Below are 23,826 nucleotides of genomic sequence, written 5' to 3' on the forward strand. Positions count from 1 at the left end.
TATTTATCATTAGAGGTGATCAGCAATGGCGAGGCAAGCGCGACAATTAAGTAACAGTGGTTTTTATCATATCGTGCTTCGAGGGATCAATCATCAACACGTTTTTGAAGATGAGAGTGATTATATCTACTTTTTGAAAAGTTTGCACGACCTGAAAATAGCCCTTGTCTTTGAGGTGTATGCCTATTGTTTGATGAGTAATCATGTGCATCTTTTACTACGGGAAAAACAGGTCGGAGACATATCATTAATTATGAAGCGATTATTGACTAAATATGCAATGTACTTTAACCGCAAATATCAGCGTAGTGGGGCGTTAATAGCGAATCGGTATAGAAGTATGCCAGTTGAGGTAGACGAATACTTTATTCCATTACAACGCTATATTCACCAGAATCCGCTAAAGGCTGGGCTAGTGAATAAACTTGAAGCATACCCGTTTAGTAGTTATAGAGAATATCTATTAGGCGGAGGATTAACTGATACTGCATTTGCGTTAGAATTGATTGGGCGTGATGAATGGATCCGCTTGCATCGGGTAGAGTCAGATGATGATTTTGAGATTTCAGGAAAGATCAGTATTAATAACAATGAAATACGTCGTAGGATTATGCATTATACTCATGGGCGTGAGCCGCACGAGATTGGCTCATGGGCAAAAGCTGAGCGTGATTCTATGCTGAGAGAATTAAAAGAGACAGGCTTATCAATCCGGCAGATCGAGAGAGTGACCGGCATTTCACGAGGTGTTGTAGCAAAAAGTTGACAAAAAAGGAACGTCCCCCACTGTCCCTTATCGATGCTAAATGCTGCTTGTCTGGACTATAGCAAACGGCTCCAGTGCAGGATGATCGTGCCATGTGCGTAACCGGTAAATAGCGGTTGTCTTTTAGTGTGTTATAATGTAATTAGACGGAAGCTCAGTTTGCATAAACACCAGTTTTTTCAAATGTAGACTGCATAATGAATAATGAAAGGAGTGTTATTATGTTTAACAATAATATGCTGGATATTGTAACAAGGCGGGAGGTGCATACAAAATAATTTAGTGTATAGACCTCCCAAGAGTTACTGTATAACACTTTTGGAGGATTAAAAAATTGAGTAAAGATATGACAAATTTAGGACTCAGCCAAAGATTTATTACTGAGTCTGCATTATATGCCAGTCTTTATGTCGGGCGAGTAGTTTCCCAATATAAGGACCTATACAAGGTTATAACAGAAACTGGTGAGTTAGCGGCAACAATTTCAGGGAAGCTTCGTTTTGCTAGCAGAACTTTATCGGAGTACCCTGCTGTTGGTGACTTCGTTATGCTTGACCGAAATGATGATAACTGCGGGAATGCAATTATTCACCACGTTCTGACAAGAAAAAGCGCCTTTATTAGAAAAGCTGCAGGGACATCGAACGATGAACAGGTGGTAGCTTCGAATATTGATACAGTTTTTATATGTATGTCGCTTAATAATGATTTTAATCTTCGTAGATTAGAACGTTATCTTGCAGTTGCCTGGGATAGTCGGGCAATTCCGGTTATCGTGCTTACGAAGGCTGACTTATGTGATAATCTCCCTCAAAAGCTGTTGGAACTGAATGCTGTTGCCTGTGGTGTTGATGTGCTTGTTACTTCCAGTATGAGTGAGGATGGATACTCATCTGTTAAAAGTTATATTGGTAGTGGAAAAACTATTGCATTCATTGGTTCGTCTGGTGTTGGAAAATCAACCTTGATTAACAGACTCATGGGTGAAAATACCCTTGAAACCCAAAAAATAAGAAATGATGATAAAGGCAGGCATACTACTACCAGGCGGGAACTCTTTGTTCTTCCGAGAGGTGGCATTGTCATTGACACTCCGGGGATGAGAGAAATTGGGATTGAAAGTGCTGACTTATCAAAAACCTTTTCTGATATTGGTGAACTGGCAACAAAGTGTAAATTTCATGATTGTACTCATACAAGTGAGCCCCATTGTGCGGTACAAAGGGCCATAAAAGATGGTCTTTTGCCGGAGGAGAGGCTTGCAAATTATTTGAAACTAAAAAAAGAGGCTAAGTATGAGGGCTTAAATTCTAAACAGATTGAGACGGAAAAGTTAACTGCCATGTTCTCAGAAGTGGGCGGCATGAAAAATGCACGAAAGTTTCTCAAAGAAAAAAATAAGAAAAGGCAGGTTTTTTAATAGGGGACTCTGATTAGGCAGAAGACGGGACCCGATTTTGTAGTGTGTATGAATACTGAAAAAGTAGTGAAATACCCTGAAGCAAGTGTTTGCTTCAGGGTAACTTTTTTGATTAAATTGGAGAGGACATTAACTAGTTCCATATACCTCATAATTAGAAAAGACTCTCTTCCATGCTTGGATTGTAAACGGTATGCAAGTATCATATACTGGTAATGTATGGTTGAAGAGAAAGTAATGGAAGGGAGTCTGATAATTTGATGGGATTTTTGCGAAAGTTTAAATGGGGAGCTGCTTTGCTAGGGAGTTTACTGTTTGTAGCAATGCACACATCGTTTGCATTTGCTGCGGAAAAACTGCCGCCGGAAAAAGCCTACTTATATGATGTCTACAAAAACATGGCCAAGATAAGCAGTGTTCACTATGATGTATCCATTAAGGCAGACACCCCGCTGGGAACAGTAGAAACTGTTGTTAATGGGGATGCTCAGGATAAACCGCTGAGTATGAAAAATGATGCTAGCATTACGTATCGTGATATGCTGAATAACGAAAATACCATGCTGGTCAAGCAGTATGTAGAGCAATACCAGGGTAATTTAATGATGTATATGTTTGTTAATCAAACCTGGGTCAAACAAATGCTGCCGGTTGATCCTGTCATGAAGGCGAGCCTTGCTGCTGATGAAAAGTTCAATTCTCAAGCTGAGATGCTAAAATTTATTAAATCAGTAAAGCTGATAAGGGAAACACCAACTTTCAAATACATGGAAGTAACTTTGGATATGATCGAAGTAAGTGATGCTGTTGGTGCAACTGTCAAACAAGATAAAATGCAGAATAAGGATATGCAAAGAGCGGCTGCGGTAGGACGGCTTGCCTTGTTAGCTGCCGGTGATATCAAGTATATTGTTAAAGTTGACAAAGCAACAAAAATGATAAAAGAATTTGAATTTGATTTAACAGAACCGATTCGCAAAGGAGCAGGTTTGTTTTTGGATATAGCTGAGCCCAAAGATAGAGCAGCTATTGAAGATTTTTTAGCAAAGTCAACATTACATATGCAGGCAACATATTCGCAATTTAATCAAATAAGTCCTATAGAAATACCGCAAGAAGCGCGTGACAATGCAACGGATATCAGTCCGATGAGTAAAATATAACTTCACAATTGTGCTAGCGTGCAACGAACCCCCGAAGCTTATAATAGGCTTACGGGGGTTCGTTACATCTGAATGATATAATTGTGACAATAAAACTTATTATTTTCTAGAAACGTTCGATAGTATAAGTAGAACAGTACGGATGGAGTGGGAGTATGGCGATTAATCAAACTGGTTTAAATAACTTATTGGCTACTCTTTCGCCCAAGAATAATATGGCGGTCTTACGGGAACAACGTAGCAATGCTCTACAGAAATTGCAGCAGAAAATAGATGCCGGCAAACCGGATGAGTTAAAACAGGACATGCAAGAGCTGGCTGCAGTTGACCGGCAGCTTGCCCAGGGGATATATGATGAGGTATCCCAAAGACTGGAGAAAGAAAGGGTGGAAAGAGAAGCTGCTTTCGCTAAAAAGGAGAGGGACAGGGAACGGGCGCTGGCCAAGCATGAGCGCTTATTAGTAAATAGAAGCATGAGTAAAATCCTATCAGCTGCCAATAAGGCTGACTATCCGGGAGAAGTAACTATTAGTGCTTTTAGCGACGGCACCCCAAAAGAGCGAAGCTATGTGTCTGCTGTTGATCGCGATCTGCAGGAAGCAGCGCAATACGGGATTGCGGCGGCAGAAGTGGCTGTACGCCGGAAAAGCGCGGAGGCCAAGGCGCAAATCGAGGAAAGAATTGAGAAACAGCAGGCTGATCACCGAAAAAAGAATAAACGTGTTAATATCACGGTTTAAATGCAAGTTTTTTGAAAAAATGAAGTGGCATAAGCTATGCATATACACAATGGTAGAGCCTTGAAGAATAAAACTTCGAGGCCATTTCTTTTTTGTAAAAAGAAATGGAAGGAACCTTGCGCATGAAGGCAGAAGTTGAGCTGTAGTTTTTAAACTTCTCGTTGTGCAAGGAGACAAAAAATGGCGCCTAAAATAGGAATCATTTCACCATCAAGTACTCTAACTCAGTTAATACGAAAAAAGATTGAGGAAAGAGGCTTAGCTTTTGCAATTAGGCAAGCTTCGCAAGAAGATGCTCTGGATGCTGCGAAAGAACTAATTGCTAAGGGAATATCTGTAATTATCAGCCGTGGGAATACGGCGCGAGTGTTACGCAGTCGGTTAAATATACCGATTGTTGATGTACAGCATACATTTTTTGATTGCTATTCCAGTTATCAAAAGGCTCGCCGTATTTCTGACAAAATTGCTTTTTTAGCTACATCTGAAGGCTACATGAACATCTTAACCAAATCTAAACCGTTTTTAACCGATGCGTTAGTTTTCCCGATTAATCCACTGCTAGGAACAGAAGCTACCGAAAAGAAATTAGATGAATTGGCTGCCTTGGGGATCGAGGTGGCTATCGGTGGCCTATCTTTGGAAAAAGCGGTAATGAAGCGGAATATTCAATATATCATGACCACTGCTGATCAGGATGCCATCCAAGATGCCATTCATGCCGCCCTCCATTTTCTAAAGATTGAAGAGGAAAAAATTCGTAAAGGCTTAGAATTGCAAAGTCGCTATGAATTGACCCGGGCCATTTTAAACTGTGTATCAGAAGGCATTATCAGCATTGATCATAAGGGCATAGTTACGAATATGAATGCCGAAGTAAACCGGTATTTTGAGACATTGCGCTATGGACAGCCTATTGACAGTGTAATAAAGAAAAGCTATTTTTCCGATGTCCTTACTAAGGGTGAACCTATCCGCGGGGCTTTATTATCAACCGGCAAACACTCGCTTATTATCAGCATTGATCCGATTAAACTGGACCAGAATGTGATAGGTGCTGTAATGACACTGCAAAAGCAAACCGAGATTCAAAACATTGAACACAAAATGCGGCGGGTGCTTGCACAAAAGCATTCTGCCGATAAAACATTCGCTGATATTGTCGGCTCCAGTCCGGCCATTCAGGCAGCTAAGAAATTGGCACTTAAATTTGCCGCAGTGGATAGCACAGTTATGATTGTCGGTGGTACAGGAACAGGTAAAGAAATGTTTGCGCAAAGTATCCACAATGCCTCCGGCCGGAAACAGGCGCCTTTTGTAGCGATTAACTGCGCAGCATTTCCGCCCAGTGTCCTGGAAAGTGAATTATTTGGTTACGTAAAAGGGGCATTTACGGGGGCGCTTAGCGAAGGAAAACCGGGAATATTCGAATTAGCCCACAAGGGAACAATTTTTTTAGATGAAATAAGTGAAACGCCGTTGGATGTCCAGTTGAAACTGCTCCGTGTCATACAAGAGCGAAAAGTAATTCGCATTGGTGATGATAAGGTTACTCCAGTTGATATTCGGATCATTACTGCAAGCAATAAAAATTTGAATGATTTAGTTAAACAAGGCGTATTTCGTGAAGATTTCTTTTATCGCTTATGTGTGCTAAAATTACGCCTCCCAACCCTTAATGAACGGCGGGAAGATATTTCTGAGCTTACACGCTGCTTTTTGAAAAATGCCAATTTACAGCTCTGTGATATTACAGAGGAGGCTTTAGAGCTACTGGCATCTTGTGAGTGGAGTGGCAATATTCGGCAGTTGAGCAACATTGTGGAACGATTAGCTGTTATGTGTGATAACGGCATAATTGATAAAAAACTAGTGCTGGAAGTTGCTGATGATATTACCATTCCTAGTGGCGACAACTTGCCTGAGATTTTGGCTGCAGCGACTGACAGCGGAAGTGTGACAGAAAAAGAGTTTATTTATCAGATTCTATATAGAATGAATGGCAATAAAGCTGCTGCCGCAAAGCAACTTGGGATTAGCACGACCACTTTATGGCGAAAAATGAAAAAAATTACAGAAAGCGATCCGCATTATTTTGAGTTAGTCCGTTACAAAAAATAGTACTTTTCAATTGTTTTCATCTCTGAAGAATATGAAATGTTTTGCAATATATTGCAATGAAAATAGTTGTAGGGCAATAGACAAAATAATGATAAATCAATAAAATATTAAGATTATTTTATCAAATAAATGGTGGTTTTATCAGGCTTATGGCGTTCTGCTGTCTAAAAGCTGATTCTCAATGAGGATCAGCTTTTTTATCTGGCATACTTTTTGCTATTAGTTAGAAATGCATGCAGTAGTGCAGAAGGAGGAGCATAGTTATGCGATTAGTATTTATTGGTTTTGGAGAAGCGGCCTATAATATTGCAAGTGGACTAAAAGCAGAGGGTTTAATAGATATAGGCGCATATGACAGGAATGCGGCAGATCCACAATTGGGAGGTTTAATTCAACAGCGCGCTGCAGAAGTTGGTGTAGAATTATTTGAAAGTTTGGAAGGTGCCTGTCAGGCAGGTGAATTTATTGCTTGTCTAACCAGTGCCAATACTGCTCTTACTATTGCCGAGCTGGTTATTCCCCGGCTTAAGGCAGAACAGGTCTACATTGATATGAATTCAGCTGCGCCAACCATCAAGGCTGATATTGCTCAGATCCCCCGCAATGAAGGTGTCATGGTTTGTGATGCTGCCGTTATGGGGACAGTACCTGGCAATAAGCACAAGGTGCCTATGTTTTTAGCTGGTGACGGGGCCGCAAATTTTGCGGAGGCATTTTCCCCATATGGCATGAAACTGACTGTGCTTGATGCAAAAGCTGGAGGAGCTTCGGCTATTAAGATGTTTAAAAGCGTAATCATGAAAGGTCTTCCACAATTGATGTTTGAATCGTTTGAGGCTGCTGTGAAATATGGTGTGCTGAACACATTGGTGGACTCCCTTGCCAGCTCCCTTAACGGTAAGACGGTAGAGCAGCTGGCTGATACCTTTACTGCCCGCACAATGATCCATGCCGCCCGCCGCAGTGAGGAGATGCAGGATGTGGTTGCAACGCTGGAAAGTCTGGGAGTTGATGCTGCCATGTCAAAAGCGACGGTAGCCAAGTTAGACCGGCTGGCTGAACGAAATTGGGTGGAGTTACTTGGCGCAGATGGTGATAAGATGAATTACCAAGATGCGATATATTCGCTGATAGAAAATAAAGAAAGAGGTGCTATTGATGAATAAAGTTAATTATAAAAGTCTTCCTGATTTAATTCCTCAGGAAATTATTGACCGGGTGAAAAAATTAAGCCCTGCACAGCTGTGTGACGGTATGGAAGCGCTGGGCATAGAACGCAATGGCTGTATGGATGCCAGTCTGCTGCCATTAGATAGCGATAAAATTTTAATTGGTACAGCTTGCACTGTCGATACGGAAGATGGCGACAATTTTCCGATTCATGTCGCGATTTATCAAGGTAAACCCGGTTATGTACTGGTTGTTGCCGGTAAAGGCTATACCGAAAGATGCTATATGGGGGATCTGATGGGCAGTGCAGCAGAAGCCGTCGGGTTAAACGGAATTATTATTGATGGCTATGTCCGTGATAAGGTAGGCTTGTCTCAACTGTCTATTCCTATATATGCGAAAGGACTTATGCAGAGAAGTCCAGCCAAAAGAGGACCCGGTGAAATTAATACGGTAGTGAATTGTGCTGGCGTGAAGGTGACGCCTGGTGACTTGATCCTTGGTGATTATGATGGTGTTACTGTTATCCCTCGTGACCGGATTGAGGAAGTGCTGGCTGCTGCTGAGAAAAAAGATGCTTATGAAGCAAAGCGCCGGGAAACGATAGCGGAATTTGTCAGATGCAAAAATAATCAGGAGCCTTTGCCTGAGTTAGCTCCAGCCTGGGTAACTGAAATGATTAATAAAAAATAGGGTTGCATTCGGTATTACCTTGTTGCTTAAATGGCACTTTAGTGCCATTTAAGCTGTTAATTTAGAGAGAAAAGATAACGGTGTACCATACTTGAAGTGTTAGGAGAGGGGATAAATGTTAACGATTTTAGGGTATTTGCTGATCCTTGTATTTTTAGTTTTAGTCATTAAGCGGAAGTTATCACCCTTTACCGGTTTAATTGTTGTATCGCTGACAGCGGGTGTTCTTGCCTGCTTATTAAATGGTATACCTGTCGAAAAGATCCTTACCTGGGTAAGAGAAGGCCTGTTTTATACGGTTGATGCCAAAGGTAAGGTAAAACTAGGCACAATGAATACAACAATCATGATTTTGTTTGCAATTCTTTATTTTAGCTTAATGATGAATGTTGGTCTATTTGATCCGCTTTGCACTTATTTAATCAGAAAAGCAAAAGGCGATCCTTTAAAAATTATTATGGTAACCGCGTTTACGGCAAGTGTTGTTACCCTTGATGGCGACGGAACAACAACCATTTTAATTATCACTGCGGCTTTTGTACCTTTGTATAAACAAATGGGGATGAAATTATCCAATTTGGCTATGTTAATTATTCTTCCTACCGGTTTGGGCAACTGTTTGCCCTGGGGTGGACCTCTGGCGCGAGCGGCGGCCGTACTGAATGTGGAAGTAAATGATTTATTTGTCGCTATGCTGCCGATTTTAGGGGTTTCTTTTATTTATATATTTTTCATGGCCTATTTGATGGGGAAAAACGAAAGAAAGAGACTTGGTTTTATCCCTGGTGTAAATGCGGTAGTATCGCAAGATCAAATAGCGGAAATGGTAGCTGTTATCGAAAACAATGATAAAGAGTTGAAGCGACCCAGTAAGTTCCTGTTCAACTTGCTGCTTACCGTTATTATGTTGTTGACTCTGATTTTAGGATGGGTTAGCGGGGCTTTTGTATTTTTGATTGGTACGGCGATAGCCCTGGCAATTAATTATAATGCCAAGGAACAGCGTGAGCGTATTACGGCAAACGGTGGCGAAGCCATTGCTGTAACTTCAATAATTATCGCGGCTGGCTGCTTTTTGGGCATTTTAAATGGCAGCGGTATGGCAGAGGCGATAGCCAAGCATATGGCTAGCCTGATACCGGACTCCTTAGGCAGTCATACAGCTTTCATCTTTGCTTTTCTGGGAGCGCTGGCTTGCTATGCATTGCCTGTGGATGCGTATTATTTTGGCATCCTTCCGGTCGTTGCTCCGCTTGCCTATCAGTTCGGCATATCTCCCAGCGAAATTGGCATGGCATCTTTTATGGGGCAGGCTCTCCGCTATGCAAGTCCTACCGTTCCATGGCTGTTTTTATTAATGGATAGAACCGAAATGAGCTTTGGCGATTATCAAAAAGAGTTCTTTAAATGGTCGATACCCATGTTCTTCCTATTTATCATTACGGCTGTTCTCACAGGCCAATTACCCTTATAGGGATAATGCTGCAAAAGCATGCACCAATTAATGATGCATGCTTTTTTGTATCAATTTGCCCAGTGAGCGATGTTCTTTACTCTTCAGGCAATATTCTTGTTGTAGTTGTGCTGGTCCTGATATTCCTGCCGGTTTTTTATTACGTGACATCCGTATATTCCCGCGAAGGCAATTAAAAAGAGTACCGAAACCCGATACATTACGGCGTAATTCGTATGTGTGGCAATAAGCCCAAGCACTACAGCACCAACCGCATAGCCTAAATCCAGCGATGATAAAAATGTACCGTTGGCGGCGCCTTTGCGGTTAGCTGGTGAGCGGTTAATTGCCCAGGCTTGTAAGGAGGGATGCGCAGCTCCATAGCCCAATCCATAGAACAAAGATGCAATCAGTAAAGACGACTCTGAGGTTGCATAGGATAGTAGTGTCAGGCCGGTTATCATCAAAATGACTCCCGGGATAATCACAACAGTATGCCCCTTTTGATCAAACAGCTTACCGGCAAAGGGTCTGCTGATTAAAATCATGGCAACATGTCCGGCAAAGTAAATCCAGGTGTTTTCGACACCGATTTCTGCGCCATACAGCATCAGGAAGCTCATAATGCCACCAAGAGTAATGGAATGTAAAAAGCAAAGCACAGATGGCAAAAGTGCACTTTTTTCAAACAAGTCACTCCAGGTGAGTGATTTGTTTTTGTGGGAAGCTTTGGCAAGCTGCTTGATTGGTGCAATTGATATTCCCAATGTCAACAGCATCCCGATTACGGCTAAAGATGTAGATACGAGAAGCAGAGTCGTAAAGTCATAATGCTTCATAATCTCAATGCCTGCAATCGTGGCGAGTGATGTTGCCAAAATAATGGATAAGGCAAAATAACCTGTGCCTTCGCCGCGGCGATTGGCAGGAACAATATCAGACATAATTGTTGCAAAGGTCGTTGAGGCCATGCCCCAGCCGATTCCCTGACAAAAACGTAAGACAAGAATGACTCCGATAGTGGAAACGAAGAAATACGAGGAGTTAAAAAGAATTAGAATCAACAGGCCTGCCAGCAAGAGGGGCCTTCTGCCCAAGGTATCTGCTGCATTTCCGCTGAGGGCACGGACAATAAGGGCGGAGATTGAAAAAACGGCGAAAGGAAGACTGGCCTGCAAATCGTTTCCGCCAATTTGTTTCATATACACAGGAAAGGAAGGAATCAGCATCAGGATACCCTGATAAAGGAGTAAATTGCCTAATAGCAGCAGGACATAATTTTTGGTCCACAATTTTTGCTTTGAATTATGCAACGATATCATTCCATTCTATTTATAATGTATTTATGTTAAAAGTGTTCGTGATTGACGAACCAGCTTCGTATTGCTGTGCAGTTTGGTGAATGGTCTTCAGCAGGCGGGTCAGTTCATTTCTGTCATCTTCCGATAAAGCCTCTAAAATGGCCTGTCTGTGAAGTCCGGAGATTTCCTGCCACTTAGAGTATTGTTGTAAAGCCACGGCGCTCAGGCAGACGTTTTTTTCCCGCTTGTCCAGGCCGGGAGTTCGTGTAATGAAGCCTTTCTTTTCAAGCTTGACCAAGCTCCGTGACACAGCAGGCGGCTCAATATTTAAATAGCTTGCTAAAGTACCTTGTGTTATTGGACCTGTTTGTTTTAAAGTCGTAATAATTGACCATTCTGAGCTATATAAGTCATACGGCTCTAAGCAGTAATTTAATCCTTTGGAAATAATGCGTACAGTCTGAAACAACTGATGCAGCAGGTTTTCAGTGGTATCCATATTTAAATCTCCTATTAGTTAACTAGGTAACTAATAGTATAAAGGCAAATGTTTTATCTGTCAAACAGACTGATAGAGGTTAAAAAAGACAGGTAGTTTTTTTCTTAGCTTAACAGGGAAAATCGTTCGGATATCGAATACTAGCAATGTTCTTTTAAAAGGGAATAAATGGATGTTTGTTGGCGAAAAGGTTGTTAATTCTAAGCGAGGGGCGTCTTATTATGCGTAGATGTATCTGTCTAGTAATGGCCATGACTGTTTTACTAATACTTTTGTCTGGAATGTCATTTTGTAACGCGGCTGATTCGCAGGCAGAAGTGGACTGGGACTATCTGATTCCTTTTCACAGTGATCGTGATCTTAATACGGTAACACTGCATGTGATGAAGAAGTTCTCTGAAACTAAAGATCGTTCTTTGTATAGAGGCATAACCATTACCCGGCCCTATGGGGATATTTTTTATGAGAATAGGCAGCAAGCAAGCTCGGCAGTCGGCGTTGGTCCAAGCTATATGGTTCGCTTTGAAAAAGCCGGCTCGGGAAAACTGACGACTGCCTTTGATATCAGCGGCGGACTTATTTTATATGACAAAACCTTTCCGGCCGGAGGAAAGCAGTATAACTTCATGTGGCGAGTCGGACCGCGTTTTATTTATAAAATCAATGATCATTCTGCAGTGAATGTGGGATATATGGTAATGCACGTTTCGAATGGTTTAAAAAACGATAACCCATCTTATGATGCCTATGGGCTTTCGGTGGGCTTCACTTCCAACTTTTAAAGCAGTGCCAGAATAAAACGCCTGCAGAAATGCTATATTTCTGAGGCGTTTTATTAAATGTTGAAAATGGTGCTGTTATAAAAGTTGATTTTATTGTACCTTTATATAAATAACTCAAGTTAAATCTGGAGGGATACATATGTTTAGAAAAATGAGAAGATCTGACAGATTAATGGCGGAGATAGATACAGCCGTACTTTTGGACAACGTCCAGTATGGAGTATTATCAACTGTAGGAAAGGATAGTAATCCCTATGGAGTTCCCATAAGCTTTGTTTATATGAATAATGCAATTTACCTGCATTGTGCTACGGAAGGTGAAAAGCTGGATAATATCATTACTAATAATCGGGTTTGCTTTACTGTTGTTGATGCAGTAGAGGTATTGCCGGCTGCATTTTCAACTAAATACAAGTCAGCTGTGGTATTCGGGGAGGCTGCTGTTGTAGAAAATCCTGAGGAAAAACGCAGTGCACTTATCGGCTTCATAAAAAAATATAGCCCAGAGTTCTATGAGGCAGGCTTGCAATATATTGATAACGCCTTCGAAAAAACGAAGGTACTTAAGATTGTAGTCCGCAACATGACTGGGAAAGCAAGATCGTAATATTTTATAAACACTTGCCTGGAGTGTGCTTGCGCCGGTGTTGTTGATAGAGGAGAATCAGTGTCACGGTGAGGGGAAAAAGTACAAACCATCCTGAAAATAAGAAGACAATTCCTGATAGTAATGCACTTAGCCAGGCAAGGCATTTAGCCCATCTTTCGGAGACAATACGGGCTGAAGCAATCATTCCTACGGTGTATACTGCAAGAAAGTTTGCGCAGGGAATGGTGATGAGTGGTTTTAAGTCCCACGATAGACCATAGCTGAATAATAGGATAATGGTATAAATCGGGGCAAACAGGAGTAATGCAGTATAAGGGGTTTGAAATCGTGGATGCAATTTGCCGAAATAAGCAGGGAGATTGCCATCCCTTGCCTGTGCATATACGAGACGGGAAAAACCTGCAATGAAGGTATGGATAGGACAATAACAGGCAATGAAGCCCAGGAAGGCAATTAAGCTTCCCGCCATATTACCCCAGCGGTATGCTACCAGTGTTACCATAGCAGTGAGCGGGTTATCTGAATGATAAATATTTGTTCCTACTGTTATGAATGCTACTGAAAAATACAAACCATTAACCACTAATACCGATACTCCTAAGCTCAAAGGAAGATCTCTCAATGGGTTTTTAAATTCTTCGGCCAAATTTCCGATCATTTCCCAGCCGATAAATGCGAAGAAGATGAGAGCCATTGCCTGACCTACCGGTATCCAGCCATGAGGAAGAAAAGGAGTAAAGGCTGTTGCTTGCATTTGAGGAATAGCCGACCAGACAGCAAAGGTGAGGATAAAGAGGATAACGGTTATTACGCCGATTTGTGTCCGGCCGGAAAGCTCAATGCCTCTGTAGTTAAGCGTTATGGCAATCAGTAAGAGGCCAGCTGCTGCAACGTGTATGCCTGCCGGCGACCAATTAAAAACGCTGCCGAGATAATTTGCACCGATTAATGCGGTAACAGGCATGCCAAATGGCATAGCAGTCAGCATGAGGATGCCTGTTATATAACCGGCAGTATTACCGATTCCCTGGCGTACATAGGTGGCCATTCCTCCTGAATCAGGAAAACGGGAAGACATTATTCCGATAACGATAACCATTGGCAAAGAGAGAAGCCCCATGAAAAGCCAGCTGAGGATGGACGCAGGGCCAGCCATAGAAGCAGTGACCGCAGGAAGAACCAGAATACCTGCACCAAGAACAGCTCCGATCGTCAATGCTGAGCCTTGAATCCAGGTAATGCTTTTTCTAAGTTCGATTTGTTGGGCCATGATCCAATCTCCCCTGTAATTTAGATTCTTATTGCGAAAAAGCTGTTTATATCTTATCATAAGGATAACATACTGATAAGACGATTATTTAGAACGGAATGATCGGTTTTTCCGATTGGTGTGATGAGATGTATATAAAACACTTAGAGACTTTTATTGCAGTTGCCCGCCTGCTGAACTTTGGGGAAGCTGCCCGGACGCTTAATTACTCACAGTCGACCATATCCGAGCAAATTCATAGTCTTGAAGACTATCTTGGAGTGCAGCTTTTTGAGCGTATCGGTAGAAAAGTGTTTTTGACGGGGCAGGGGGAGAAACTGCTGCCGTTTGCTGAACGTTTGATAAGAGATGCCCAAGAGATTAAGCATTTATTCAATAATGAAGAAAAGTATGCCGGCTCAATTGTCGTAGGAGCAGCAGAAACACTATGTGCGTTTTGGCTTCCACCGCTGTTGAAAGAATTTAGATCCCTTTATCCTCATGTTCAAATCAATATTAAAGTAGGGAATTGTGTGGATTTTCCCCAATGGCTGCAACAGAACAGCATTGATGTTGCCTTTGGGCTTAATGATGAATCTAAGCAGCCTCAGTTGCGGCAAAGGATGCTCTTTCAAGGAGAAACTGTGTTTATTGCAGCTCCTGATCATCCGCTTTCCGCTACGGCGGTATTGCACTTGCATGATCTTACCGGCCAGACACTGCTATTGCCGGAAGGATATTGCGGCTATCCGATGGATTTAAAACGCCTGCTTGAGCAAAAACAGGTTGGGGCCAATACTATTTTGGAGTTTGGCAGTCTTGAATCTATTAAGCAGTGCGTTAAGAACGGTCTCGGGGTATCGTTGCTGCCGAGAATTGCGGTGGATGAAGAGCTAAAACGCGGTGACTTAGTTAGCCTTAATTTGCGTGATGTAGCCATTGCAATTGAAGCACAGATGGTTTTCCATCGGGATAAATGGTTGTCACCACCATTAGCGGCTTTGGAAAACTTAATATTGTCCAAAATAATTAAAAACCCGCAGGACTCCTGAAAAGTCGTGCGGGTACTTTTGTTATTTCTCATATGCCATAGCCGCTTTCGATTAAGCCGGATAACCGCGAAATAAACCGTGCAGCCGGGGCTCCATCAATGACATCGTGATTGAGTAATACCGTCATATATAAATATTCTCTAATTGCAATTTCACCCTCGAAAACTCCCGGTTTCTTCACAAGTGAACCCAAAGCGAAGCAGATTGGATGAATGCTGACCGGAATTACCCAGCCTTTTGCATTTCCAATTGCTGTAACAGAAGTTACAACAATCGTTCCAGCCGTGTTCTTCATGAGAAAAGGGTTTTTTAAAATATGCTTCCAAATCATAATTCGGAGAAATTGGGGCAGTGTAAGGTAGAAGCGCATGACCCATTTGTACGGATGATTGCCTAGTACATAATCCTCAGTAGTTTCTATAGTTTGCTCTTTGGCAGTCAAAATTTCATCCTGAATGTCTTGCAGTGTTTTTTCATTTACTTTTCTGATTACCAGAGGCAAGGGGACCTTTTCACCGTTAATTTCTTTCTCAACAATGATGGAAATATCAACATCATCAAAAATGACCAGCTCATCCTTACCTTTTCGGATACCGTGGACAGACTTGTGTTCGGCAACAGCCTGGCTTATGCATTTCATGATCCAGCCTGTAAAAGATATGGGTTCTTTATTGCTGCCTCGATAATGCCTAATCAACTCTCTGCCATGTGTGACATCCAACTCCAGGAGTGCCTTCATATGATGATTTCTAACTCCGAGATAGCCGATATCAAAGGTGGACTGCCTGCTGGAAGGGATTTCTTTAATTGTATATGGCTCGTGTTCTTTCATAGCCACCTCTTCTTTATTCTAAAGTGTATTCAAAGTGCGATAGTAGTTAAAGGGAGTATTTCCAGCTAAGCCCGCTGTATTCCTAGTGAGCTAAAGGCAAATTACACAATTTCCACTTTGTTTTTTCGCAGACTGTTAATAAAATTCGCTCCCAGGTGCAGGTTGCTTTGTACCAGCTCGGGAGGTGTCAGCGCCATCCATTGGTTGAGTGACATATCGGCATAACGGGCAGCCCGGAATATTTCCAGGAACCAGAGACTGCATTCACCGGTATTCTGTACATAATGGCCGTAGGGGAAAGGGATGTACCCGACGTCTCCGGCTTGCACATTAAAGGTGCGGGCGTTGCCGTTAGCGGCAAAAGCTGTCATTCGCCCAGCACCGGAGATATAATACTGCCATTCATCGTCGAAGTGCCAATGCATTTCGCGCATGCCTCCCGGTTTGACTTCTACCAGAGCGGCAGCTGTTGTCGTTGAGATAGGGAAGTTGGTAGAATCAACGATACGTACTGTGCCGTAAGGATAAACAAGTGGTTCCTGAGCGAGCAGCCTGTGCTTAAAACTTAAGGGGACAGTACCGAAAGGGTCAGGGACTTTTTGACTCTGTAGCGAACCAGGTACGCTTGACTGGTAAATATAGCGTTGTTTAGAAGGAATATTAGCAAAAGCGCTCTTGGGAACACCGAAGTTAGCGGATAATATATCCTTAGGTGTATGGGCAAACCAGTCAGAAATAGAGAAAGTATTAAGATCGGAAAAATTGCCGTCGTTGAAGACGAGCAAAAATTCGCAGCCATTTTCCAGTCCCTTGATGGTATGAGGGATTCCTTCGGGAAAGAACCAGAGATCGCCGGTGAATATATCGCCAATGAAGTTACGACCATCCTGATCTACTGAAGTGATACGAGCGCTACCTTTCAGTACATACGCCCATTCTGTCTGTGAGTGCCAGTGCATTTCCCTTACACCGCCCGGTGTCAGCGCCATATTGACTCCTGCCAAAGTAGTTGCAACAGGCAGCTCTCGTATCGTCACTTCCCGCGACCAGCCACCGTGATTTAGGGTCATATGAGCATCAGAAAAAGAAAACTTTAAATTGGGAATTAAGCCTGCATCAGTTTTCGGCGGGATAAACATATCTGGATTTTCCAGGTCACGCAAGACATTGCGTGGACCAAGATCAAGTGCTCCGGCGCCATCATCTCGTATTGGCTGAGGTATATCTTCGCACTCAGGCTGATTCCAAAAGCGTTTAGCCATAACGCATTCTCCTTTTAAAATTTATGTTATATTTTATGTAAATTTATAAAAGATGGGAACTTGCTTGCGCACAAAAGAATGAACCGTCTGAAACAAGAAGGTTTCAAACGGTTCATTCTTTTTCTTTGCAATCTGGTGATGCTTTCGCCTTTTCAGCAAGAGCATATATTTTTATAACTAGCCAGCGAATGAAGATTGCCATCGTGATATAGATAGGGAAGCCATAATAATATCGCCACTTAAGCAGTTCGTAAAAGCCGCTCCATACTAACAGCGGCTCCAGGATGAAGCAGAAAATAGTCGCCATCATCAGTGTCGCCTGGAAAAAGCTTTTCCAGGTTGGATATTTTTGATAAATGAGTGAATAGATCATGGGAAGACTGGCCAGGTCTACTGCTGATAAAGGTGGAAATATTGGAAAGATATCAGCAGGATACTCCCAGAGAGTCATTTCCTCCCCCATCTCATCCAAGATGAGAGTAATAATGGCAGTTAAACCGGCGTGCAAGGTAATTTCCGGCAGACGGGATTTATCAACTAATTTGCACCAGACAAGAGTGGAAAAAACAAAAACCCCGATCAGGAAGAACCAGCGGAAGTGAAAAAGGTCTTCCTGCAGCCATTCATTCATGCGTAGGTGTGTCAGCAGCTTTTGCAATTCTACAGCAGCAGATGTTTCTGCATCAGAAAACATAAGCGCCTCCTTAGTTTGAATCTCTTTGGGCATTATGGGCAATAGAGAAAAGAGTAGCAACAATTCCTCGAACGAGTAGTCCCACTATAACGTATAGCAAGAAGTTATAGCCATAGTTCCAGTTCAGTAATTGATATAAATTAATGAAGGAAAAGGCAGGCTCCAGGATAAATGCTAGTAAGCCGGAAACCACGATAGTAGCCGTACTAAAGCTTTTCCAGGTTGTAAAACACTGGTGGGTAATGGATAGCATCAGAATTGCAGATGTCAAATTGATTGCTGTTATAACCGGAAATACCGGAAATAAGTAGATTGGATAAACCCAGAGTGTCAATTCTTCGCCGCATTCGTCAACGCCCATCATAATAATGGTGGTAAAGACTGCATACAGTAGGACTTCTGGCAGTCTTACCTTATTGAGCAGTTTCCACCACATGCTAAGGGCGATGATAGACAATCCTAGTAACAAAAACCACTGAAAGTGAAATACATCTTGTATCCATTTTTCAATGTGGGCAGAAGTAAGCAGTCTTTGCATTTCCACTTCAACCGCCATACCTGTCACAGAAAAGAACATATGCTGCCTCCCAGGCAAAACTTGTTTAAGACAAGCATATTATGCCACAAGGCATAGGTCTGCATCCCAAAGTTAACAAACAAAAAACAGGCCCAATTACGGGCCTGTGAGACTGGCGACAAAAGTAATCCAGCAAAAGAGATCGCCACGCTACGCTCGCGATGACACCCGACTTTATTGTCATTGCGAGGAGTAAAACGACGCGGCAATCTCCTTCCAGGTACGGTTGTCTACACGCTGACAGGCCCAATTACGGGCCTGTCTTGCTTTGTTTTGAAATTAGAGTATACCGGTAAGGCTGTGGATGGTAATAGCGACAAATACCATGGCTGTCTTAATGATAGTCATTACGAAAATATCCCCGTAGGAGTCACGGTGAGTGAGTCCGCAAACAGCCAGCAATGTAATTACGGCTCCGTTATGCGGAAGTGTATCCATACCACCGGAGGCCATAGAGGCAACGCGATGGAGAATATCAGGAGACATACCAATGGCATTAGCCCAGGCCAGCCAGTCTTTTGCCATGAGATCTAACGCAATCGACATGCCGCCAGAGGCTGAGCCAGTGATGCCAGCAAGAACATTAACGGTAATCGCCTCAGAAACAAGCGGTGATCCACCTACTTTAATACCCATAAGTGCAGCGGAGATCGCTTTGAAACCGGGAAGGGAAGCAATTACGTTGCCATAGCCGACTTCAGAGGCAGTGTTCATAATTGCCAGCAGTGAGCCGAGGGCGCCTGCATTCAATGTTTTGGCAAGCCCGCCTGCCGGTAAGCGCTTGAAGCCGAGCACTACTGCCAGTATAATGCCGCATAATAAGGCGACAATTAAAGCCCAGATACTAATTACGTTTTTAATAGAAGCTGCGATAAGCGGTAATTTCATAGCTGTAAAGGGAGCGAGGAGACTGGGGTCCCAGTTAAAGAAGCGAATCATTGTAAAATTGACAACTAAAACAGTCAGCAGCGGCAATATAGCGATCTGCCAGGAAGGAAGGTCAACATCATTACGGATTTCTGGCTCGTTTAGCGTATGATTACCGTAGCCTTCACCAGCAGCTTTAGCTGCCTTGCGGCGCCGTTCAAGCCACATAATGCCCAGAGTAAAGATGGCAAAGCCGCTGATTATTCCGAGAGTTGGTGCTGCGTAAATATTAGTACCGAAAAAATTGGTAGGGATTAAATTTTGTATTTGTGGTGTGCCAGGCAGACAGTCCATAGTAGCGGTGAAAGCACCTAAGGCAATGGTGCCTGGGAGAAGGCGTTTGGGAATGTTAGCTTCCCGGAATAAAGCAGAGGCGAACGGATAAACAGCAAAAACAACGACAAAGAGGCTTACCCCTCCATAGGTCAATACTGCTCCGGCCAATACTACGGCTAGTATGGCCCGTTCTTGACCAAGGCTTTTAATGATGTATTGAGCAATGCCTTTGGCAAGACCGGTTTCTTCCATTACCTTGCCGAATACGGCTCCCAATAGAAATACTGGGAAGAATGACTTGATGTAGGTAACGCCCTTGGCCATGAATAGTTCGGTATAAGCCGGCATAACGGACAAACCCGAAAGTGCAGCAGCGAGCAGTGCAAATACTGGTGCAAAAAGGATAACCGAATATCCCCTGTAAGCAAAAAACATGAGCAAAAACAAACTAAGAATAATGCCGAAAACTTCCATAATATGTGTACCTCCTGAAAAATTTAAATTTGCCGAAAATTGTCTTTAAGCGGGATTTCAACTCCTTTCACAGATCTGACATACTTTATATTCGCAATTTCCGTGCCAAGTCTGAATTTTATCTAAAAATATAGAAGAAACGCTGATTAGAAAGGTGGTCTTATCTTAAAAATAAACAATGGATAATGCTGATTGTGACAAAAGTGTACGTTTTTGAGGAATGTGTGTGTTTGGATGCGTACAAAAAAACGAGTATTTTAATAGAATTTCTACAAAGAAAAAAATCTGCAAAAGGATTTGCAGATGCTATTGTGGAAGTATGCTGTACATATGTTATTACACTTATGAGGTGCTAGATGTACATAAATAATATCATTAATCGTAAGGCAGTACCAATTTCTGCGGAGATGACGCTGCAGGAAGCGGCTGAAACTTTTAAAAAGGCGGATATTGACGGGCTGCCTGTTGTAAATCAAACAGGTGTGCTTATTGGCATGCTTACGAAGACTCATCTGGTAAATGCCATTACAGAGCCTGCTTTTTTTCGTAGGCAAGTAAAAGATGTAATGGAAAAAAACGTTTTTTCGCTGCATATATCTGATGAGGTGAAGGAGATCCAGCGAAAGCATGGATTTAACCGGCACGAGCTCATTCCAGTAGTAGATGATAATAATTGCCCTGCCGGAATAGTAAGTCAGGCTGATTTTATGCGCTTTCTTTCTGAAGATGCTACGTTTTTAGCGGAAGAAATCCTGGCGATTATTAATTCAACTTGCAACGGAGTTATAGCAATTAATGCGGATGGTATTATTACGCTGTTCAATCAGGCCGCTGAACAAATTACCGGAATAAAGGCTCAGCAGTCGGTAGGCCGTTGTATTGACGAAGTTATTCCTGGCTCCGGTTTGCGTAAAGTATTGAAAATGGGAATTGGTGAAACCAATCAACAGCAATTGGTCGGATCGTGCAAAGTGCTAACGAATCTTTCTCCGATTCGCAAGGGGAATAGAATTTTAGGGGCAGTCAATGTTTTTCAGGATATAACGGAGTTACAGGCAGTTGCTGCTGAACTGGAAAGTGTTAAAGACTTAAAAAGTATTTTAGAATCTGTTATTGAAAGCATGTTTGAAGGTATTGTTGTTGTAGATGAAAAGGGCATCATTACGATGCTTAATCAGGCTTACGGTGACTTTTTGGGGATTGATGCCACTACCGCGATCGGGCATCCTGCTACCGAAATTATCCCTAATACCCGGATGCACCTTGTTGTACAGAATCGCAAAGCTGAGATAGGTGAAGTGCAGCGCATCGGGGAAAATAATGTGGTTGTAACCCGAATTCCGATCATTAAGGATGGGGAAATTACAGGGGCGGTAGGCAAAGTGCTGTTTAAAGATGTAAAAGATTTGCGGACGATGGCGAATAAACTTAATAAATTGCAGTCTGAGCTGGAGTATTATAAGGAAGAATTGCATAAAACTTACGGCGGTAAATATACGATTGAGAGCATTATCAGCCGCAGCGAAAAAATGGAATGGCTTAAAACGATTGCCGCTAAAGCAGCAAAAGGAAATTCGACAGTGCTGATATTAGGTGAAAGCGGGACAGGTAAGGAACTGTTTGCTCATGCTATTCATCAGGGCAGTCCAAGGCGCAATGGTCCTTTTATCAAGGTGAATTGTGCTGCAATTCCTGAACCATTATTGGAGTCCGAGTTGTTCGGATATGAAGAAGGGGCATTTACCGGCGCCCGCAGGGGTGGTAAGCCCGGTAAGTTTGAATTGGCAAACGGCGGCACTATTTTTTTGGATGAGATTGGCGATATGACGATGGCAATGCAGGTCAAACTGCTGCGTGTACTGCAGGAAAAAGAAGTGGAAAGGCTGGGTGGAACGAATACCAGTACGGTAGATGTGCGGATCATTACAGCAACAAACAAAGAACTGGAGCAGCTAGTAAAGCAAGGGAAATTCCGTCCTGACTTGTATTATCGCCTTAATATCATTTCACTAAGTCTGCCACCCCTTAGAGAACGTTACGAAGACATTCCCCTGTTGTGCAATGTTCTGCTGCAAAAAATCAGCAATACCATTAATACAGCAATTAAAGGAATATCGCCAGCAGTGATGAAACTTTTTACTGAGTATAGCTGGCCGGGAAATGTGCGGGAACTGGAAAACGTGCTAGAGAGGTCAGTGAATTTAATGGATGATGAAGAGTTCATTATGCTTGAACATCTGCCGCCGACCATTAAAAAATCGTATAAAGTGGTGGAAGAAACTTCAGCTGATATCTACAGCGTACTGGAAAATGCCGAACGACAGGCGATTTGTAAGGCTCTTGAGGCAATGGAAGGCAATAAGAGTAAGGCTGCTCAATTGCTGGGATTGCATAGGTCTGGCTTTTATAAAAGATTAAAGAAATATAAGATCCTTGATGGTGAATAATCTGCTGCTGGCGGCAGGATTACGTGAGAGTGCTACCGAAAGGCTGAATAAAAGGGGTGCTGAAATGTGGCGGTAAAATTAGAAATAGCCCAGCAGGCGCTGCTCGAGCAGGCGGCTGTTCAGCCGGTTGAGTCAGTTAGCCTGGAAATGAGCTGGCAGCGAATAATCGCACAGGAAGTGATTGCACAGAGTGATTTTCCGCCGTTCGATCGTTCGCCGCTTGATGGGTATGCTCTTTTGGCAGATGAAGCTGCTCTGGCAGTGCCGGAACGACCGGTAGTGCTGACTGAAATTGATTCAGTTGCAGCAGGCGAAGTCAGCCAAAAAACAGTTCGGGCAGGTACGGCCTGCAGGATTATGACTGGAGCACCCATACCGGCAGGGGCAACCGGAGTGGTACGAGTAGAAGATACTATTGTGTCGGGTAAGCAAGTTCAGGTATTAAATGGAAAGGGTTTGAATCTCAATATTTGCCGCCAGGGGGAAGAAATTGCTGCCGGAGAAAAAGTCATTGTTCCAGGAAGTGTTATTAATATGGGCGTTATGGGGATGCTTGCGGTTTTGGGGGTAGCCCGGCCATTGGTATTTAAACAGCCCCGTGTGGTATTGGTTGCTACCGGCAGTGAGTTGGTTGAAGTTCACCAGGAGCTTGTTCCCGGCAAGATTCGCAACTCTAACAGCTACATGCTCAGTGCCATGGTGAGGGAAGCCGGTGCTCAGCCTTTGCTGCTGGGCACTGCCAGGGATGATATTGACGAAATTAGTAGCATGATTACCGGTGCAAATGATTTTGATGTGTGCATTACTACCGGAGGGGCCTCGGTAGGGGACTATGACTTAATCGGTGAGGTATTTGCCAAGCTGGGAATTACCATTTTATTTGAACGGATTAGTATGAAGCCTGGTATGCCTGTGCTGGCAGGAGTAAAGGATGGCAAGCTGTACATTGGCTTATCCGGCAATCCGGCAGCAGCTAGTGTCGCCTTTGAGCAAGTAATCAGGCCTGTACTACTGAAAATGGCCGGACGGACAAACTGGTGGCGCCCGGTTGTCAAGGCTCAGCTGACAATACCTTTTGTTAAATGCGGTGGTGCCAGACGCTTTATCTGGTCACGCTGTTGGCAGGGGCCTGAGGGCTTATTGGTAGAGCCGCTCAAACTGCAGGGGCATGGCATGCTGAAATCAGCAATGGGTGCCAATGCTCTCCTGGTTGTGCCTGAAGACAGTCCGCCGCTGGCTGAAGGCACATGGTTAGAAACGCTACTGCTTGTGGAATAAAGCAAGCTCCTGACCTGACATTCTCGTCAAAGGTTAGGAG

21 protein-coding genes are annotated in these 23,826 nt (G+C 43.0%); 13 read left to right on the top strand and 8 right to left on the bottom strand.

The features are described 5' to 3' along the window. The first annotated feature begins 25 nt into the window (after nucleotides 1–25). The 8 genes from RTR76_RS03680 (at nucleotide 26) to RTR76_RS03715 (ending at nucleotide 9,547) form a co-directional block, all read left to right on the top strand. A complete protein-coding gene (locus RTR76_RS03680) occupies nucleotides 26–766 on the top strand; it encodes a transposase (protein ID WP_312516825.1) in 741 nt (246 codons plus the stop codon). A gap of 334 nt (nucleotides 767–1,100) precedes the next feature. Further along, nucleotides 1,101–2,186 (top strand): ribosome small subunit-dependent GTPase A, encoded by a 1,086-nt coding sequence (rsgA, locus tag RTR76_RS03685; RefSeq protein ID WP_312516827.1) that lies wholly within the window; start codon nucleotides 1,101–1,103, stop codon nucleotides 2,184–2,186. A gap of 260 nt (nucleotides 2,187–2,446) precedes the next feature. Next, a complete protein-coding gene (locus tag RTR76_RS03690; protein ID WP_312517259.1) occupies nucleotides 2,447–3,349 on the top strand; it encodes a hypothetical protein in 903 nt (300 codons plus the stop codon). Nucleotides 3,350–3,504: 155 nt separating this feature from the next. Beyond that, nucleotides 3,505–4,089, top strand: a complete 585-nt coding sequence (locus tag RTR76_RS03695; RefSeq protein ID WP_312516829.1) for a hypothetical protein — start codon at nucleotides 3,505–3,507, stop codon at nucleotides 4,087–4,089. A gap of 180 nt (nucleotides 4,090–4,269) precedes the next feature. After that, nucleotides 4,270–6,210 carry a sigma 54-interacting transcriptional regulator gene (locus RTR76_RS03700; RefSeq protein WP_312516831.1) on the top strand — a complete coding sequence of 647 codons (1,941 nt, stop codon included), beginning with the start codon at nucleotides 4,270–4,272 and terminating at the stop codon, nucleotides 6,208–6,210. Nucleotides 6,211–6,473: 263 nt separating this feature from the next. Then, nucleotides 6,474–7,376, top strand: coding sequence for a DUF1932 domain-containing protein (locus RTR76_RS03705; protein ID WP_312516833.1), 903 nt, complete (start codon nucleotides 6,474–6,476; stop codon nucleotides 7,374–7,376). Next, nucleotides 7,369–8,073, top strand: coding sequence for an RraA family protein (locus RTR76_RS03710; protein WP_312516835.1), 705 nt, complete (start codon nucleotides 7,369–7,371; stop codon nucleotides 8,071–8,073). Before RTR76_RS03705 ends, RTR76_RS03710 begins: the two co-directional genes overlap by 8 nt. 115 nt (nucleotides 8,074–8,188) lie before the next feature. Continuing rightward, entirely contained in the window at nucleotides 8,189–9,547 is a 1,359-nt protein-coding gene (locus RTR76_RS03715; protein ID WP_312516837.1) for a citrate:proton symporter, read from the top strand. Nucleotides 9,548–9,630: 83 nt separating this feature from the next. On the opposite strand, the gene RTR76_RS03720 is transcribed toward RTR76_RS03715, so the two are convergent. After that, nucleotides 9,631–10,848: an MFS transporter gene (locus tag RTR76_RS03720; protein ID WP_312516840.1), complete on the bottom strand. Its 1,218-nt coding sequence runs from the start codon at nucleotides 10,846–10,848 to the stop codon at nucleotides 9,631–9,633. 10 nt (nucleotides 10,849–10,858) lie between these two features. Beyond that, nucleotides 10,859–11,326 (bottom strand): MarR family transcriptional regulator, encoded by a 468-nt coding sequence (locus tag RTR76_RS03725; RefSeq protein ID WP_312516842.1) that lies wholly within the window; start codon nucleotides 11,324–11,326, stop codon nucleotides 10,859–10,861. Between the two features lie 221 nt (nucleotides 11,327–11,547). Here RTR76_RS03725 and RTR76_RS03730 point away from each other — a divergent pair, with 221 nt between their 5' ends. Then, on the top strand, nucleotides 11,548–12,108 hold the full coding sequence (locus RTR76_RS03730) for an acyloxyacyl hydrolase (protein WP_312516844.1): 561 nt from the start codon (nucleotides 11,548–11,550) through the stop codon (nucleotides 12,106–12,108). Between the two features lie 139 nt (nucleotides 12,109–12,247). Then, on the top strand, nucleotides 12,248–12,715 hold the full coding sequence (locus RTR76_RS03735) for a pyridoxamine 5'-phosphate oxidase family protein (RefSeq protein WP_312516846.1): 468 nt from the start codon (nucleotides 12,248–12,250) through the stop codon (nucleotides 12,713–12,715). A 4-nt stretch (nucleotides 12,716–12,719) separates the two neighbouring features. Here the strand turns inward: RTR76_RS03735 and RTR76_RS03740 are convergent, their stop codons facing one another. Continuing rightward, nucleotides 12,720–13,988 (bottom strand): amino acid permease, encoded by a 1,269-nt coding sequence (locus RTR76_RS03740; RefSeq protein ID WP_312516848.1) that lies wholly within the window; start codon nucleotides 13,986–13,988, stop codon nucleotides 12,720–12,722. A 128-nt stretch (nucleotides 13,989–14,116) separates the two neighbouring features. Here RTR76_RS03740 and RTR76_RS03745 point away from each other — a divergent pair, with 128 nt between their 5' ends. Beyond that, nucleotides 14,117–15,019, top strand: a complete 903-nt coding sequence (locus RTR76_RS03745) for a LysR family transcriptional regulator (protein ID WP_312516850.1) — start codon at nucleotides 14,117–14,119, stop codon at nucleotides 15,017–15,019. A gap of 28 nt (nucleotides 15,020–15,047) precedes the next feature. Here the strand turns inward: RTR76_RS03745 and RTR76_RS03750 are convergent, their stop codons facing one another. The 5 genes from RTR76_RS03750 to RTR76_RS03770 form a co-directional block, all read right to left on the bottom strand. Further along, entirely contained in the window at nucleotides 15,048–15,851 is an 804-nt protein-coding gene (locus tag RTR76_RS03750; protein ID WP_312516852.1) for a 2-oxo acid dehydrogenase subunit E2, read from the bottom strand. Between the two features lie 101 nt (nucleotides 15,852–15,952). Then, nucleotides 15,953–17,113, bottom strand: a complete 1,161-nt coding sequence (locus RTR76_RS03755) for an oxalate decarboxylase family bicupin (protein WP_312516854.1) — start codon at nucleotides 17,111–17,113, stop codon at nucleotides 15,953–15,955. Nucleotides 17,114–17,225: 112 nt separating this feature from the next. Further along, a complete protein-coding gene (locus RTR76_RS03760; RefSeq protein ID WP_312516856.1) occupies nucleotides 17,226–17,807 on the bottom strand; it encodes a CBO0543 family protein in 582 nt (193 codons plus the stop codon). A gap of 10 nt (nucleotides 17,808–17,817) precedes the next feature. Next, nucleotides 17,818–18,384: a hypothetical protein gene (locus tag RTR76_RS03765; protein WP_312516857.1), complete on the bottom strand. Its 567-nt coding sequence runs from the start codon at nucleotides 18,382–18,384 to the stop codon at nucleotides 17,818–17,820. 279 nt (nucleotides 18,385–18,663) lie between these two features. Further along, a complete protein-coding gene (locus RTR76_RS03770; protein WP_312516858.1) occupies nucleotides 18,664–20,061 on the bottom strand; it encodes a GntP family permease in 1,398 nt (465 codons plus the stop codon). A 356-nt stretch (nucleotides 20,062–20,417) separates the two neighbouring features. Here RTR76_RS03770 and RTR76_RS03775 point away from each other — a divergent pair, with 356 nt between their 5' ends. After that, nucleotides 20,418–22,508 (top strand): sigma-54-dependent Fis family transcriptional regulator, encoded by a 2,091-nt coding sequence (locus RTR76_RS03775; protein ID WP_312516861.1) that lies wholly within the window; start codon nucleotides 20,418–20,420, stop codon nucleotides 22,506–22,508. A gap of 66 nt (nucleotides 22,509–22,574) precedes the next feature. Further along, nucleotides 22,575–23,786 carry a gephyrin-like molybdotransferase Glp gene (gene glp / locus RTR76_RS03780; RefSeq protein WP_312516863.1) on the top strand — a complete coding sequence of 404 codons (1,212 nt, stop codon included), beginning with the start codon at nucleotides 22,575–22,577 and terminating at the stop codon, nucleotides 23,784–23,786. The last annotated feature ends 40 nt before the right edge of the window (nucleotides 23,787–23,826 follow it).

Source organism: Anaerospora sp. (assembly GCF_032013335.1).
Taxonomy (GTDB): Bacteria; Bacillota; Negativicutes; order Sporomusales; family DSM-15969; genus Anaerospora.